General features: G+C 67.2%; 15 protein-coding genes. 12 read left to right on the top strand and 3 right to left on the bottom strand.

Annotated features, from left to right (window positions below; translation table 11 throughout):
* Positions 1-28: 28 nt before the first annotated feature.
* On the bottom strand, positions 29-529 hold the full coding sequence (locus F3087_RS05310; RefSeq protein WP_150400578.1) for a MarR family winged helix-turn-helix transcriptional regulator: 501 nt from the start codon (positions 527-529) through the stop codon (positions 29-31).
* A 107-nt stretch (positions 530-636) separates the two neighbouring features.
* On the opposite strand from F3087_RS05310, the gene F3087_RS05315 reads away from it, so the two are divergent.
* The 4 genes from F3087_RS05315 to F3087_RS05330 all read left to right on the top strand — a co-directional run bounded on the left by F3087_RS05315 (position 637) and on the right by F3087_RS05330 (position 3,716).
* Complete coding sequence (locus tag F3087_RS05315) at positions 637-1,575, top strand: DMT family transporter (RefSeq protein WP_150400579.1); 939 nt, start codon at positions 637-639, stop codon at positions 1,573-1,575.
* 83 nt (positions 1,576-1,658) lie between these two features.
* Positions 1,659-2,414 carry a MerR family transcriptional regulator gene (locus F3087_RS05320; RefSeq protein ID WP_150400580.1) on the top strand — a complete coding sequence of 252 codons (756 nt, stop codon included), beginning with the start codon at positions 1,659-1,661 and terminating at the stop codon, positions 2,412-2,414.
* A 73-nt stretch (positions 2,415-2,487) separates the two neighbouring features.
* A complete protein-coding gene (locus F3087_RS05325) occupies positions 2,488-3,069 on the top strand; it encodes a hypothetical protein (protein WP_150400581.1) in 582 nt (193 codons plus the stop codon).
* Between the two features lie 92 nt (positions 3,070-3,161).
* Positions 3,162-3,716: a hypothetical protein gene (locus F3087_RS05330; RefSeq protein WP_150400582.1), complete on the top strand. Its 555-nt coding sequence runs from the start codon at positions 3,162-3,164 to the stop codon at positions 3,714-3,716.
* A 43-nt stretch (positions 3,717-3,759) separates the two neighbouring features.
* Here the strand turns inward: F3087_RS05330 and F3087_RS05335 are convergent, their stop codons facing one another.
* Complete coding sequence (locus F3087_RS05335; protein WP_150400583.1) at positions 3,760-4,404, bottom strand: TetR/AcrR family transcriptional regulator; 645 nt, start codon at positions 4,402-4,404, stop codon at positions 3,760-3,762.
* A gap of 107 nt (positions 4,405-4,511) precedes the next feature.
* Here F3087_RS05335 and F3087_RS05340 point away from each other — a divergent pair, with 107 nt between their 5' ends.
* Positions 4,512-5,234, top strand: coding sequence for an SDR family NAD(P)-dependent oxidoreductase (locus tag F3087_RS05340; RefSeq protein ID WP_150400584.1), 723 nt, complete (start codon positions 4,512-4,514; stop codon positions 5,232-5,234).
* Positions 5,235-5,278: 44 nt separating this feature from the next.
* Here F3087_RS05340 and F3087_RS05345 read toward each other — a convergent pair whose 3' ends face one another.
* Positions 5,279-5,575 carry a DUF1330 domain-containing protein gene (locus F3087_RS05345; RefSeq protein WP_150400585.1) on the bottom strand — a complete coding sequence of 99 codons (297 nt, stop codon included), beginning with the start codon at positions 5,573-5,575 and terminating at the stop codon, positions 5,279-5,281.
* Positions 5,576-5,677: 102 nt separating this feature from the next.
* Between F3087_RS05345 and F3087_RS05350 the strand changes: the two genes are divergently transcribed.
* From F3087_RS05350 to F3087_RS05380, 7 genes are all read left to right on the top strand, one after another.
* The gene (locus F3087_RS05350) at positions 5,678-6,382 is read left to right on the top strand and encodes a TetR/AcrR family transcriptional regulator (protein WP_223884829.1); all 705 of its coding nucleotides are present in this window, start codon (positions 5,678-5,680) and stop codon (positions 6,380-6,382) included.
* A gap of 269 nt (positions 6,383-6,651) precedes the next feature.
* The gene (glf, locus tag F3087_RS05355) at positions 6,652-7,881 is read left to right on the top strand and encodes a UDP-galactopyranose mutase (protein WP_150400587.1); all 1,230 of its coding nucleotides are present in this window, start codon (positions 6,652-6,654) and stop codon (positions 7,879-7,881) included.
* The gene (locus F3087_RS05360) at positions 7,878-9,818 is read left to right on the top strand and encodes a glycosyltransferase (protein WP_150400588.1); all 1,941 of its coding nucleotides are present in this window, start codon (positions 7,878-7,880) and stop codon (positions 9,816-9,818) included. Before glf ends, F3087_RS05360 begins: the two co-directional genes overlap by 4 nt.
* A 62-nt stretch (positions 9,819-9,880) precedes the next feature.
* On the top strand, positions 9,881-10,432 hold the full coding sequence (locus F3087_RS05365; protein WP_191093812.1) for a phosphatase PAP2 family protein: 552 nt from the start codon (positions 9,881-9,883) through the stop codon (positions 10,430-10,432).
* Between the two features lies 1 nt (position 10,433).
* Positions 10,434-11,360 (top strand): decaprenyl-phosphate phosphoribosyltransferase, encoded by a 927-nt coding sequence (locus tag F3087_RS05370; protein ID WP_150400589.1) that lies wholly within the window; start codon positions 10,434-10,436, stop codon positions 11,358-11,360.
* 4 nt (positions 11,361-11,364) lie between these two features.
* A complete protein-coding gene (gene zomB / locus F3087_RS05375; protein WP_223884830.1) occupies positions 11,365-13,329 on the top strand; it encodes a flagellar motor control protein ZomB in 1,965 nt (654 codons plus the stop codon).
* A 214-nt stretch (positions 13,330-13,543) separates the two neighbouring features.
* Complete coding sequence (locus tag F3087_RS05380; protein ID WP_150400590.1) at positions 13,544-14,626, top strand: alpha/beta hydrolase; 1,083 nt, start codon at positions 13,544-13,546, stop codon at positions 14,624-14,626.
* Positions 14,627-14,846: the final 220 nt, after the last annotated feature.

The following is a 14,846-nucleotide window of genomic DNA, read 5'->3' on the forward strand; positions in this document are numbered from 1 at the left end:
GTCCAGAACGGGTTTCCGGGATACCGGCTCAATCCGGCACACCGTCCCCGAGCGATTCTGCGAGCGTCCGCAACAACCCGGCGAGCTGCTCCCGCGACTCTAGATTCAGTGCCGCCAGCAGCCGCTGCTCGTTCTCCATGTGCTTCGGCAGCACATCGTCGATCATCTGACGACCCGCCGGGGTGAGCCGCACCCGGATCACCCGGCGGTCCGTCGCGCACGGCATGCGCTCGACCCAGTCCTTCGCGACCAGCCGGTCGATCCGGTTGGTGATCGCGCCCGAAGTCACCATGGCCACCTTGATCAGCGCGCCCGCGGTGAGTCCTTCGTCGCCGCCGGAGCGGCGCAGGGTGGCGAGCACGTCGAACTCCCAGAACTCCATCCCGAACTGGCCGAAGAACTGCTTGAGCTCGTGCTCGAACAGGCGGGACAGCCGCTGGATGCGGCCGACCACGGCCATCGGCGAGACGTCGACCTCCGGTCGCTCCCGGTTCCAGTGCTGGGTGAACACGTCCACCGCGTCCGCCATGGCCGCTCCTCTCGACTCTAAGAATCTTAACATTGATCTACTTGACGCTAAGGCACTTCTAGGAGTAGATATTTCAACGTTGAGATTATCAATGAGGAGCGAACGACATGACAACTAGCACCACCCCGCGCACCGGAAACTCGTACGCGGGCACTCTGGCGCTCACCGCCCTCACCCCCATCGTCTGGGGCTCCACCTACGCCATCACCACCGAGTTCCTGCCGCCGGACCGCCCGCTGTTCACCGCGCTGATGCGCGCGCTGCCCGCCGGTCTCGCGCTGCTCGCGATCACCAGGGTGCTGCCGCGCGGCATCTGGATCGGGCGCGCCGCCGCGCTCGGCATCCTCAATATCGGCGCGTTCTTCCCGCTGCTCTTCCTCGCCGCGTACCGGCTGCCGGGCGGCGTCGCCGGCGTACTCGGCGCGGTCGCGCCGATGTTCGCGCTCGGCTTCGCGACCGTGTTCCTCGCCGAGAAGCCCAACGGGCGCAAGGTGCTGGCCGGCCTGATCGGCGTCTTCGGTGTCGCGCTCGTCGTCTTGAAGGCCAACGCACAGCTGGACACCCTCGGCGTCATCGCCGGACTGGCCGGCGCCGCGTTCATGGCCGCGGGCACCGTGCTCACCCAGCGGTGGGGCCGGCCCGAGGGCGTCGGCCCGCTGGCGCTCACCGGCTGGCAGCTCACCGCCGGCGGACTGTTCATCCTGCCGCTCGCCGCGCTCATCGAGGGTGCGCCGCCGGCGCTGGACGGCCGCGCGATCGGTGGTTACCTCTACCTCGCGGTCGTCGGCACCGCCGTGGCGTACTGGCTCTGGGTCCGCGGCATCTCCAAGGTGCCCGCGACCTCGGTGGCGTTCCTCGGGCTGCTGAGCCCGGTGTCCGCCGCGGTGATCGGCTGGATCGCACTGGGTCAGGCACTCGGACCGCTGCAAATGGCCGGGCTGGTCATCGCGCTCGGCGGCACCCTGTACGGCCAGCTCGCCGGACGGCCGAAGGCAGTTCCGGTGGTCGCCGCGCCGGTCGAGCCGGTTCTGGTGCCTGCCCGCTGAACTGCGGATAAAGAGGGTTGACCTTGACGTAACGTCAACTTGCATGCTGGTTACACCGACGAGATGAGAAGGGAGAACAGGTCGTGAGCACCGAATGGTCCATCCAGGATCTGGCCAAGGCGGCCGGTACCACCAGCCGCACGCTGCGCCACTACGGCCAGCTCGGGCTGCTGCCGCCGAGCCGGATCGGCGCCAACGGATATCGCTACTACGACCAGGACTCCCTGCTGCGGTTGCAACGCATCCTGCTGCTCCGGGAACTCGGCCTCGGCCTTCCGGTCATCGCCGAAGTGCTTGCCGGAGAACAGGACACCGGTACCGCACTGCGCACGCACCTGGAACTGCTGCGGCAGGAACAGGATCGGATCCGGCGTCAGATCTCCTCGGTGCAAACCACGCTGCAGAAGACGGAAAGAGGTGAACAACTCATGGCTGCAGAGGTTTTCGACGGCTTCGACCACACTCAGTACAAGGATGAGGTGATCGAACGCTGGGGCAAGGACGCCTACGACAGCGGCGACAAGTGGTGGCGCTCGATGAGCGCGGCCCAGCAAAAGGCGCACTTCCAGACCCATCTGGACATCGCCGCCGACTACGGCCGGGCACACGCCGCCGGGCTGGCGCCGGACAGCGACGAGGTCCAGGCCATCGTGGCCCGGCACCGTGCCTGGATCGGCGACGGCTGGCAGGGCAGGGCCGTCCTCGGGGAGGCCTTCATCGGCCTCGGCGAAATGTACGTCGCGGATCCGCGTTTCGGCGCGAACTACGACGTGCACGGCGCGGGCACCGCGGAGTTCGTCCGGGACGCGATGAAGGTCTACGCCGAGACACAGCTCTAGATCACGCCCAACCGACGGCCGGTACGCATACTGAATGCGTGCCGGCCGTCGGCGGAGAGAGGGCATCCGAGCAATGACATACGCCAGGGAGAGTTCGCGCGTCGCCGGGCCGAGCGGAGTGGTCGCGACCACGACGGGGGTGCTGGCCCTGGTCGCCGGGCTGTTCAACCTGTGGGGCGAGCGAACTGTGCTGAGCGCCCTGCGTGACGGTCCGCACGTCGACAAATCTTTCGCCATCTTCTCGACCCTCGGCGCGTTACTCGCCGCGATCGCGCTCATCTACGGCGCTGTCCAACTGCTCCGTCGCGACGAAACCGGCCGCTACATCCTCATCCTCACCTCGGGCCTGCTGACGGTCGCCTCGCTTGTCGCTCTCTACTGCTCGGTCTTCAACTACCAGCCCGACTACGGCATCGATTGGCTGCCCGAGCAGCGGCGGTCACTCGAAATCGTCAATGCCAACTTCGACGGCTTGATCGGCACCCTGACCGCCCTGCTGCACCGCGAGTGGATTGCCTCGCTGGTGTCCGCGGTCCTGCCATTGGTCATCTTCCTGCTGGCGTCGTCCGGCCGCACCAGCCGCTGGGTCACCTACTCGCCCCCGCGCACCGAAATCCCGGACAACCGAGCAACTTTCGGCCCTGTCGACGCGTAGCCCGGCCGTGCGCCCATCAGCCGGCACCCGCATCGACTCGATCCACCGCCGTCCGCGCGGTAAGGTTCGCCCGATACCTAGAGGGGGGTTCGATGACTAATCCATATGGCGGACCAGGCAATCCAGCTCCGGCTACTACGCACAGCGGACTGGCCGAGGTGATCACGATCGTGTCGGCGTGGCTCGGCGCCGCCCTGGCCTGCGCCGGCTCGTTCTTCGCCGTCAACCACTTCCGGGTAGCGGACCGGATCGGTAAGCCGAAGGTCACCGACGACACCTACGACGCCTGGAAGATCGCGTCGGAGTTCCATGCGGTGCTGGAAGTCCTGTTGATCGTCTCGGCACTGATGGCCGTCGCCCTTGCCGTCGGCAGTCTGTTGTCCATCATCGGCAAGCCGGTCGGCCGCCAACTGGAAATCATCGGCGGCGCTTGGGTTTTCCTCGGTGGCCTGTTCAGCGTGACCTACGGTGGCGACCATGGTCTGGCCGTCGGAGCGTCCTTCCCCGCCTACTTGATCATCGGCGGCGCCGCCCTGGGATTGATCTCGCTGGTAGTCGCACTGACCCGTCCCAGCGTTTCGCGAGCCCCGACGGCGTATATCCAGCAGCCACCCGTCCAGATGCACTACCAACCTCCGCGCCCCTGACCGGCAGTCGGTTCGGGTCGGCGCAGGTCGCCGGCTTCGACAGTTATGCCCCGCCTTCGGGTTGACCTCGAAGCGATTGCATCAGTTGGTCTTCCGTGATCGGCGGGATCGGTAGCGGATGTGCCGCGGTGGCGCGCAAGCCATCCAGGGTCAGCGCGAGGTGACGCCGCCAGGCTTCGGGGGCGATGGCGGCGGTGGCCTCGAGGATTCTGGTGTGCGACCAGGTGATGAAGGCGATGTCCTCGAGCACCCAGTCGGGGCGCAGGGCGCCGGACTGCTGGGCGCGGGTGATGATCCGGCGCATGATGCCGTGGCCGTGTTCCTGCGCGTTCGCGATGGCGGTGCTGGGGGCGGCGCGGACGGCCAGCTCGCTGAGCAGCCGATCGGAAGCCTGGAGTTCACAGACCTTTTCGACGAGGTAGACGAACGAGTCCCACGGGTCGTCGATGGCGAGGGCCTCCTCGGCGATGCGCCCGCCCGCCTCGATGCGGTCCTCGACGGCGGCGGCGATGAGGTCGTCGCGGGTGGGGAAGCGGTTGTAGAGGGTGCCGATGGCCACGCCGGCCCGGGCGGCGATCTCCTTGAGCGGCGCGTCGAGGCCGCGTTCTTCGAACACGTCGCGGGCGGCGGTCACCAGCGCGTCGCGGTTGCGGCGGGCATCGCTGCGTAACGGCTTGTCCACGGGCATTCGCCGATCCTACAAATCCGGCCCGCGAATTATGTTGAGCATGGGTTCAAGTTAGTGCTACCGTCGGACATCTAACTTGAACCACTGCTCAACTTAGTGAGGTAGGCATGTCGAAGACCATCGCGATATTCGGGTTCGGGCCCGGGCTCGGTGTGGGCACCGCGCGGCGCTTCGGGCGCGAGGGGTTCCGGGTGGCGGTGATCGGGCGAAACCCGGACAAGGCGCGGCGGCATGTGGACGAACTCGTGGCCGAGGGCATCGAGGCGGCCGCCTTTCCGGCCGATGTCACCGATGCGGCCCAGATCGACGCCGTGATCGAGCAGATCGGCGCGGCCTTCGGCCGGATCGACGTGGCGATGCACGGTGCGGCCGGCGACCCGGTGGACCGCATTCCGTCCACGCTCGAGGTGGACGTGCCCGCCTTGCGCACCCCGCTCGCGCTGAAGCTCTACTCGCCGATCCTGATGACCCGCGCGCTGGCGCCCGCGATGATCGAACGCGGCGAGGGCACCCTGCTGTTCTCCTCGGGTGCGTCGGATCGGCACCCGATGCCGTTCCTGTCCAACTTCGGCGTCGCCCTCGCCGCCCAGCGCGGCTACATCCACCAGCTCGCGATCGAATTGCAGGGCACCGGTGTCTACGCGGGCCTGCTGAACATCGGCGTGCTCATCGGCAACAGCAAGGCCGAACAGCTCGTCGACGAACACCCGGAGCTGTTCCCGGCCGACCTCGAGATCACCCGCATGGGCAATGCCGAACTGGGCGAACACTATTGGCGGATGTACACCGACCGCGACCGGGTCGAGGTCGAGGTGGGTTTCCCGGACTGACGTACCAGCCGCCCGCACGCCGAACCCGGCGTGCGGGAAATCGGTTACGCGGCAACCCCTTCGGCGAACAGCAGCCGCAACGTGAACGCGCCTTCACGCAACTCCTTCGCGACCGCGTACTCCGCCGAGGAATGCCACTCGCGCAGCCGTTCCATATCCGGAAACTCGATCACCGTGGTGACCGCGTCCGCGGGCCAGGAACCCGCCGCTGCCTCCGGCGTCGCCCCCGCGACCAGGTATCGGCCGCCGTATCGCAGCACCGACGGCACCGCCACCGCCGTGTACTCCCCGGCCCGCTCCGCATCCAGAATCTCGGCCTCGACGATCACATACGCGGTCATGAATCCTCCACTCACAGCAGCCGTTCCTATCCGCCGTAGCAAAAGGAAACGGTGTATCCTAACAACACGGCGAAGACTATCGCAACGATGTACCGTGTCAAGATGCCGACGACCGAGCAGCCCACCAGACGAGAACGGCTGCGCACCATGACGACCACGGAGATCACCACGATCGCCCTGCGTCAGATGGCCGCCGACGGCCCCGGCGCGATCTCCCTGCGCGGCATCGCCCGCGAGATGGGCATGACCGCCCGCGCCATCTACAGCTACTTCGCCGACCGCGATGACCTGATCACCGCGCTGATCGGCGACCTGAGCACCGCACTCGCCGACGCGCTGGAGACCGCCCGCGACGCCGTCCCCGCCGACGATCCGGGCGCTCGGCTACTGGCCTGGTGCACGGCACTACGCGAATGGGCGCTGACCAATCCGGAGGGCTTCCGCCTCATCTACGGCGACCCGGTCCCCGGCTACTCCGCGCCCGACGGCGCCCCGGTAGAACTGGCGGCGCAGCGGATATGCAGCGGACTGAACGAACTGGTCGCAGCCCTCCGCGCGCCCGAACCCGGTGTGCCCGTGGATGATTCGGCCTGGCCCAACTTTCCCCCGGACTACCTCACGAAGATCCGTGCCGACACCCTCACCCCGGAAACCGCCGAACTCGCCTTGCGCGTGTGGGGCCGAGTCCACGGCCAGGTCTCCCTCGAAATCCACGGCCACCTGCGCCCCGTCTACGCAGACCCCGCCGCGCTGTTCCACGCGGACCTGCTGGAGTTGGTCGCGTCCCTCGGTGCCACGCATAGATGAAATCGCCGAGACTCGCGGTATCGCCGCATAGACATTCGCCGTCGCGCACAAAAATGCCGGCCGATCCGTCCACCGAATGCGAAAACGAACGCGGCGACGGCGAACTATCCATTCAATAGCGCCCGCATTACCGTCAAGCCCGCTATTCGGCAAACTTCCGGCGAAATCCGGACGGCTCGGGCACGAAAACGTGCGCGAACCTGGTCCCGTGCGGTGCCCCGCACGACTCCACCCAGACCCCGCGCGGACTTCCGATACTCTGGGCTCCCGTGACCGTCGCATCGTCCCCGGGTAACTCCGCCAACTCCTCCTCTCAGTTCGATCTGATCGTCGTCGGCTCCGGTTTCTTCGGGCTGACCGTCGCCGAACGCGCCGCTACCGAGCTCGGTAAACGCGTGCTGGTGATCGATCGTCGATACCACCTCGGCGGCAACGCCTACTCGGAGCCGGATCCGGATACCGGGATCGAGATCCACAAGTACGGCGCGCACCTGTTCCACACCTCGAACAAGCGGGTCTGGGATTACGTCACCAAGTTCACCGAGTTCACCGGATACCAGCACCGGGTCTTCGCCAAGCACAAGGGCCAGGCCTTCCAGTTCCCGATGGGCCTCGGCCTGATCTCTCAGTTCTTCGGCCGCTACTTCACCCCGGACGAGGCGCGCGCGCTCATCGCCGAGCAGTCCGCGGAGATCGACACCAAGGACGCGCAGAACCTCGAGGAAAAGGCGATCTCGCTGATCGGCCGCCCGCTGTACGAGGCGTTCATCCGTGACTACACCGCCAAGCAGTGGCAGACCGACCCGAAGGAACTGCCCGCGGGCAACATCACCCGCCTGCCGGTGCGCTACACCTTCGACAACCGCTACTTCAACGACACCTACGAGGGCCTGCCCAAAGAGGGCTACACGAAGTGGCTGGAGAACATGGCCGCCTCCGAGCTCATCGAGGTCCGGGTGAACACCGACTGGTTCGAGGTACGCGAGGAACTGCGCGCCGCGAACCCGGACGCCCCGGTCGTCTACACCGGCCCGCTGGATCGCTACTTCGACTACCAAGAGGGCGAACTCGGCTGGCGCACCATCGATTTCGAGACCGAGGTGCTCGACACCGGTGACTACCAGGGCACCTCGGTGATGAACTACAACGACGCGGACGTGCCCTTCACCCGCATCATCGAGCCGCGCCACTTCCACCCGGAGCGCGACTACCCGAAGGACAAGACGGTCATCATGCGCGAGTTCTCCCGCTTCGCGCAGACCGGCGACGAGCCGTACTACCCGATCAACACGCCGGAGGATCGCGCCAAGCTGGCCGCGTACCGCGCGCTCGCCAAGAAGGAAACCGCAACGGACAAGGTCCTTTTCGGTGGCCGCCTCGGCACCTACCAGTACCTGGATATGCACATGGCCATCGGCAGTGCGCTCAGCATGTTCGACAATGTGCTGCGCCCGCACTTGGAGTCCGGTGCGCCGCTCGCTGACGAAAGTGCAGAATGACCTCCCAATCCCTGTTGGAAGACATGACCACCGAGACCCGCGCGACCTCGCTGCTGCAACGGATCATCCTGCCCCGGCCGGGTGAGCCGCTCGACGTGCGCACGCTCTACGTCGAGGAATCCAAGACCAACGCCAAGCGCGCGCACGCCGCCACCCGCACCTCGCTGTCCATCGGCGCGGAGTCCGAGGTGTCGTTCTGCACCTACTTCAACGCGCTGCCGGCCAGCTACTGGCGGCGCTGGAGCATCCTGCCGTCGGTGGTGCTGCGCCTGGAGCTGGCCGGACACGGCCGGGTGGACGTGTACCGCTCGAAGGCGGACGGTTCGCGAATCCACGTGCAGGGCAAGGAATTCGCGGTCGCGCCGGGTACCGAGTCGGTGCACGTCGAGTTCGAGACCGACCTCGGCCCGTTCGAGGACGGCGGCTGGATCTGGTTCGACATCACCACCGACACGGCGGTCACGCTGCTGTCCGGCGGCTGGTACGCGCCGATCGAGGCCCCCGACGAGGGCACCATCGCGGTCGGCATGCCGACCTTCAACCGGCCGACCGACCTGGTGAAGACCCTGGCCGCGCTCGGCTCGGACCCGCTGGTGCTGGACAAGATCGCCGCGGTCATCGTGGCCGATCAGGGCAACCGCAAGGTGGTCGACGAGCCGGGCTTCGACGAGGCCGCCGCGCCGCTCGGCGACCGGCTGGCCATCCACAACCAGCCCAACCTCGGCGGCTCCGGCGGCTACAGCCGGGTGATGTACGAGGCGCTGAAGACCACCGACGCCCAGTACATCGTCTACATGGACGACGACATCGAGATCGAGCCGGACTCGATCCTGCGCGCGCTGGCCTTCGCCCGGTTCGCCAAGTCGCCGATGCTGGTCGGCGGGCAGATGCTGAACCTGCAGGAGCGCTCGCACCTGCACAGCATGGGCGAGGTCGTCGACCGCGGCATCTTCATGTGGACGTCCGCGCCGAACGTCGAGTACGACCACGACTTCTCCAAGTACCCGCTCAAGGACCGGGACAACTCCAAGCTGCTGCACCGGCGCATCGACGTCGACTTCAACGGCTGGTGGACCTGCGTGATCCCGCGCCGGGTGGCCGAGGAGATCGGTCAGCCGCTGCCGCTGTTCCTGAAGTGGGACGACGTCGAATACGGCTTGCGCGCCCGCGATCACGGCTACTCCACGGTCACCCTGCCGGGCGCCGCGGTGTGGCACATGGCGTGGAGCGACAAGGACGACGCCATCGACTGGCAGGCGTACTTCCACCTGCGCAACCGCTTGGTCGTCGCCTCCCTGCACATGCCGGGCAATGGGCGCGGCATGGTGGTCAACACGGTCAAGGCGACCCTGAAACACCTGCTCTGCCTGGAGTATTCGACGGTCGCCATCCAGAACCTGGCCATCCGCGACTTCCTGGCCGGCCCGGAGCGCCTGTTCCAGCTGCTGCCGAGTGCGCTCGGCGCGGTGCACGCCCTGCGCAAGCAGTACCCGGACGCGGTCATCCTGCCGTCGTCCACCGAGCTGCCGCTGGCCAGCCACATCGAGGTCGGCGCGGTCGGCGAGCCGGCCAACCCGATCGCCAAGGTGGTCCGGCTGGCCAAGGGCGTCGTGCACAACTTCCGCCCGGCGCACACTCAGCACCACGAGGTCCCGCAGCTCAACGTCCCCACGCTGGACGCGCGCTGGTTCCTGCTCTCGCAGGTCGACGGCGTCACCGTCACCACCGCCGACGGCCGGGGCGTCGTCTACCGCAAGCGCGACCCGCGCCAGGCGCTCGGCCTGTTCAAGGAGGCCCTGCGCCTGCGCAAGGAACTGGCCGCGCGCTTCCCCGAGATGCAGCAGCGCTACCGCGCCGCCCACCCGCAGCTGACCAGCACCGCGGCCTGGGAAAAAGCTTTCGGCATCGGCGCCGAGACGAAGGGTGATCAGTCGTGAGCCTCGCGGACAACACCGCGGTGAACAAGCCGCTGCAAAGCACGAACGGCCACGGCGGACCGGTGTCCGCGGTGCCGTCGACCGAGCCCGCGCCGCCCGAAGTGAAGATCATCAACGCGGTGCAGACCCGGATCGCCACCCCGGAGGTGATCCGGGCGGCGCGCGGCATGTCGCACTTCGGCGAGCACGCGCTCGGCTGGGTCGGCATCGCCGCGGCGGGCTGGCTGGTGGACAAGCCGCGGCGCAGGCAGTGGGCCGGCGTCGCGGTCGGCGCGGTCGGCGCGCACGCGGCCTCCATCGTGATCAAGCGGATTGTCCGGCGGCCCCGCCCCAACGATCCGTCGGTGCAGGTCAACGTGTCGACGCCGAGCAAGCTGAGCTTCCCGTCCTCGCACGCGACCTCGACCACCGCGGCGGCGGTGTTGCTCGGCAGATTGACCGGGCTACCCTTGCCTGCGGTGCTCGTCCCACCGATGCTGCTTTCCCGGGTCGTGCTCGGGGTGCACTATCCCTCCGACGTGCTCGCTGGTTCGGCGCTCGGTGCCGCGTCCGCCGCCGTTGTGCTTGCCACCGAAAAGAGACTCGATGACCGCCACAGAAAGAGCCTTGGTTGACATGAGCGAAGAGCCGACTGGTGCCGACCTAGCCGAAGCGGTCGTCAAGGGTCCGCCGAAGACGTTGGCGGGCGGGCTGATCAAGGCCGTCCGCCCGCGGCAGTGGGTCAAGAACGTCCTGGTGCTCGCGGCCCCGCTGGCCGCGGGCACGGCCAACGAGCTCGACGTGCTCGGTCACGTCGGGATCGCCTTCGTGGTGTTCTGCCTGGCGGCCTCCGGCATCTACCTGGTCAACGACGCCCTCGACGTGGAGGCGGACCGGGCGCACCCGACCAAGCGGTTCCGGCCGATCGCGGCCGGCGTGGTGCCGGTCAACCTGGCGTACACGTTGTCGATCGTGCTGCTGGTCGCCTCGATCGCCGGCTCGTTCCTCGCGTCCTGGCACCTGGCCGTGGTGATGGCGATCTACATCGGCATCCAGCTGGCCTACTGCTTCGGGCTCAAGCACCAGGCGGTGCTGGACATCTGCATCGTGTCCTCGGGCTTCCTGCTGCGCGCGGTGGCCGGCGGCGCGGCCGCGAACATCGTTCTGTCGCAGTGGTTCCTGTTGATCATGGCGTTCGGCTCGCTGTTCATGGCGGCGGGCAAGCGCTACGCCGAACTGCAGATCGCGGTGAGCACGGGCGCGAAGATCCGCAAGTCGCTCGAGTACTACACGCCGACCTACCTGCGGTTCATCTGGACCCTCGCGGCCACCGCCGTCGTGGTGTTCTACGGTCTGTGGGCGTTCCAGCAGGACAACCTGAAAGACACCAACTGGTTCGCAATCTCGATGATTCCGTTTACCATCGCAATCCTGCGTTACGCGGTCGACGTCGATGGCGGCGAGGCCGGTGAACCCGAAGAGATCGCACTGGGGGACCGAGTCCTTCAGTTCCTCGCAATCGCCTGGATCGGAGCGGTAGGTGTCGCTGTCTATCTCACCTGACGAGATGTTGGTAGCGGGAGTGGATCAAGCGGAGTACGCGAACGAGGGGCCGGCTGTGCAGCCGGCCCGCTCGGCGTCGCGGTACGCCGTGCTATCCCGCGCCACCTTCGTCGGTGGGATCGCGCTCACCGTGGTCCTTTTCGCCGTCGGCGGCTGGCAGCGCCGCTGGATCGCCGACGACGGACTGATCGTGCTGCGCACGGTGCGCAACCTGCTGGCAGGCAACGGGCCCGTGTTCAACGAGGGCGAGCGGGTCGAGACCAACACCAGCACCGCCTGGACCTACATCGTCTGGTTCTTCAGCTGGCTGACCCAGGCCCGGCTGGAGTACGTGGTGCTCGGCATCGCGTTCACGTTGTCGCTGGCCGCGGTCGTGTTCGCCATGCTCGGCGCGAGCCGACTGTGGGGCGGCCCGAAGTCGGCGCTGCTGCTGCCCGCCGGAATGCTGGTCTACATAGCCATTCCGCCGGCCCGCGACTATGTCACCTCGGGGCTGGAGAGCTGCCTGGTGATCTGCTGGCTCGGCCTGCTGTGGTGGCAGTTGATCCGCTGGAGCCAGGCGGAGCGGGTCAAGCTGCCCGGGCTGTTCGGCCTGGTGTTCCTGGCGGGGCTGGCCCCGCTGATCCGGCCGGAGATGACGCTGGTCGGCGGCCTGGCGCTGCTGATGATCGTGATCGCGCCGATGCCCGAATCGAAGCTGCGCCCGATCGTGTTGCGCGGCTTGATCATCGCCGCCGCCGGCCTGGTGCCGATGGGCTACCAGATCTGGCGGATGGGCTACTACGGCCTGCCCTACCCGAACACCGCGGTCGCCAAGGACGCGGGCGGGGCCAAGTGGCATCAGGGCTTCGTCTACCTCTGGGATCTGGTCGGGCCGTACTACCTGTGGGTGCCGCTGCTCGTGCTGCTGGTCGCGGGAGTCGTTGCGGCGCGCGGTAAGACCGCCGAACCGGCCGACCCGGCCGGGCGGCACGCCGCCTCGGCGGAGCAGTCCCGCTGGAAGGCGCACCGGATCCGGGAGTGGCTGCGCTCGCCCGCCGCGGTGGTCACGCTGGTGCTGCTGAGCGGATTCATCCTCACCGTCTACGCGCTGCGCGTCGGCGGCGACTTCATGCACGGCCGCATGCTGCTGGCCCAGTTGTTCCTGCTGCTGCTGCCGGTCGCCGTGGTGCCGATCCGGCTGCCGGCCGGCGGGTTCCGTTCCGCGACCGCGGCCGACTGGTCGTTCGCGGTGGTGCTGTTCGCGTTGCTCGGCACCGCGGGCTGGGCGCTGTTCGCCGCGAACACGACCGCGATCAAGTCCGGCACCAAGATCACCTCGACCGGCATCGTCGACGAGCGGGTCTACTACGTGCTCAACACCGGCCACGATCATCCGATCCTGGCCGAGGACTACCTGGACTACCCGCGCATCCGGCCGATGGTCGACAACATCGCCGAGACGCCGAACGGCGGCCTGCTGCTGAACTCGCCGTCGTTCATGTTCTGGTACATCGCCCCGCCGCCGCAGCCGATTCCGGCCGGCGGCGCCGGGCACACGGTCTACTTCCTCAACCTCGGCATGACCAGCATGAACGTCCCGCTGAACGTGCGCGTCATCGATCAGATGGGCCTGGCCTATCCGCTCGCCGCGCACACCGAGCGGCTCACCGACGGCCGGATCGGGCACGACAAGGCGCTCTACCCGGACTGGGTCATCGTGGACACCGGCATGGTGGACCGCAAGCCGTGGATGCCCTGGTACCTGGACGAGAAGTGGGTGACCCAGGCGCGTACCGCGATGTCCTGCCCGGCCACCGAGGCGCTGCAGATCTCCTACCGCGACCCGCTCACCTTCGAGCGCTTCCGGCACAACCTGAAGCACGCGCTGACCTTCGCCAAGTACCGGATCGATCGGGTGCCCAAGTACGAGATCGAGCGCTGCGGCCTGGTCGACCCGTTCCCTAAGCCCGCACCGGCGCCGCGCTAGACGCGTCGAAGATCAACAGCCACACCGGGTCCCCCTTCACAGGGGGACCCGGTGGTGCATTGGGCAGGTTTCACAAAATTCGTGTACACCCCTCTGTCTCGGTTCGATAACGCCACTGTCACGATGACGCGCTAGGCTGCGAAAGTACGCCCGTCATGACGTCAACTAGTTAGGCATCGGCGGGTCATCGTTAGACAACGGCCGGTGCCGTTGCATGAACGAGAGGTCGAAACTGATGCGAGGCGTGTTCGGGCGTCTGAATACTCGAAGAGCCGGATCGTGGCTGAAGCGTTCGGCGCTGGTATCGATGGCGATTCTGCTGCCGCTCGGGGTGTCGGTGGCAGGCCCGGCCGGACCGGCGTCGGCGGCCTTCAATCCGGACGGCTTCGATTTCTGGGTCGACTCGGAAATGGGTCCGATCAAGAACCGGGTGTTCCGTGCCGCTGACGGCAATACCAGTCGCGTGGTCTACGCGCTGGACGGTATGCGGGCCCGGCCCGACCTGAACGGCTGGGAAGTCGACACCGAGGTCGTGCGCGAGCTGACCAAGTGGAACATGAACGTCGTCATGCCGGTGGGTGGTCCGTCGAGCTTCTACGCCGACTGGACCGGGCCGAGCAACTTCTTCGGCGCCGGCAGCGGGGGTTCCTCGTCCACCGGTTCCGCCAACTCCGGCTCCGGACTGCTCTCGGGCTCCGCGGGCATGGGTAAGACGAATACCTACAAGTGGGAAACCTTCCTCACCAAGAACCTGCGTTTCGCGCTGCGGGACCGGCTCGGCTTCAATCCGAACGGAAACGCCGTGTTCGGCCTGTCCATGGGCGGCAGTGCCGCGCTCACCCTCGCGGCCTACCATCCGGACCAGTTCCGTTACGCCGGTTCGTATTCCGGCTACCTGAACATCTCCGCGCCGGGTATGCGCGAGGCGCTGCGGGTGGCCATGCTGGACGCGGGCGGCTTCAATATCGACGCGATGGCGCCGCCGTGGGGACCGCAGTGGCTCCGGATGGATCCGTTCGTCTTCGCGCCGCAGTTGAAGGCCAACAACACCCGGCTGTGGGTTTCGGCGGGCAGTGGTCTACCGAGCGGGGCCGACGGCCTGAGCTTCAACACCGTCAACGCGATGGGACTCGAAGCGCTCGCGCTGGCCAACACCCGCGCGTTCCAGGTCCGGATGGCCACGCTGGGCGCCGGGAACGCCACCTATGACTTCCCGGCCGTCGGTGTGCACAACTGGACCTACTGGGCCGATGAGGTCTACCGGATGATCCCGGACATGTCCGCCAATATCGGGTGATTCACGGGTAAGTCTGTTCGGAAGACCGCCCGGTGCCGAGTGCACCGGGCGGTCTTTTCGTTTGCCAGGCGTCCAAACCGCGTTTGGTAACGAATGAGAAGGGGTAGCGGCGGGCGAGTTGTGGCATGAGTCACTTTCCAGCAACATATAAGCTTCCGATGCCGATTGATACACGAAGAACATGCACGGAGGTCGATTCGTCCGGTTTCGGTGGACGGCG

This window comes from Nocardia colli, assembly GCF_008704205.1.
Lineage (GTDB): Bacteria > Actinomycetota > Actinomycetes > Mycobacteriales > Mycobacteriaceae > Nocardia > Nocardia colli.

Bases quoted from the DNA above. Each gene is read 5' to 3' on its own strand.
- zomB (WP_223884830.1), top strand. From the start codon at position 11,365: ATGTTGGTAGCGGGAGTGGATCAAGCGGAGTACGCGAACGAGGGGCCG.
- F3087_RS05310 (WP_150400578.1), bottom strand. From the start codon at position 529: ATGGCGGACGCGGTGGACGTGTTCACCCAGCACTGGAACCGGGAGCGA.
- F3087_RS05340 (WP_150400584.1), top strand. From the start codon at position 4,512: ATGTCGAAGACCATCGCGATATTCGGGTTCGGGCCCGGGCTCGGTGTG.
- F3087_RS05335 (WP_150400583.1), bottom strand. From the start codon at position 4,404: ATGCCCGTGGACAAGCCGTTACGCAGCGATGCCCGCCGCAACCGCGAC.
- F3087_RS05325 (WP_150400581.1), top strand. From the start codon at position 2,488: ATGACATACGCCAGGGAGAGTTCGCGCGTCGCCGGGCCGAGCGGAGTG.
- F3087_RS05360 (WP_150400588.1), top strand. From the start codon at position 7,878: ATGACCTCCCAATCCCTGTTGGAAGACATGACCACCGAGACCCGCGCG.
- F3087_RS05345 (WP_150400585.1), bottom strand. From the start codon at position 5,575: ATGACCGCGTATGTGATCGTCGAGGCCGAGATTCTGGATGCGGAGCGG.
- F3087_RS05380 (WP_150400590.1), top strand. From the start codon at position 13,544: ATGAACGAGAGGTCGAAACTGATGCGAGGCGTGTTCGGGCGTCTGAAT.
- F3087_RS05370 (WP_150400589.1), top strand. From the start codon at position 10,434: ATGAGCGAAGAGCCGACTGGTGCCGACCTAGCCGAAGCGGTCGTCAAG.
- F3087_RS05315 (WP_150400579.1), top strand. From the start codon at position 637: ATGACAACTAGCACCACCCCGCGCACCGGAAACTCGTACGCGGGCACT.
- F3087_RS05350 (WP_223884829.1), top strand. From the start codon at position 5,678: ATGCCGACGACCGAGCAGCCCACCAGACGAGAACGGCTGCGCACCATG.
- F3087_RS05330 (WP_150400582.1), top strand. From the start codon at position 3,162: ATGACTAATCCATATGGCGGACCAGGCAATCCAGCTCCGGCTACTACG.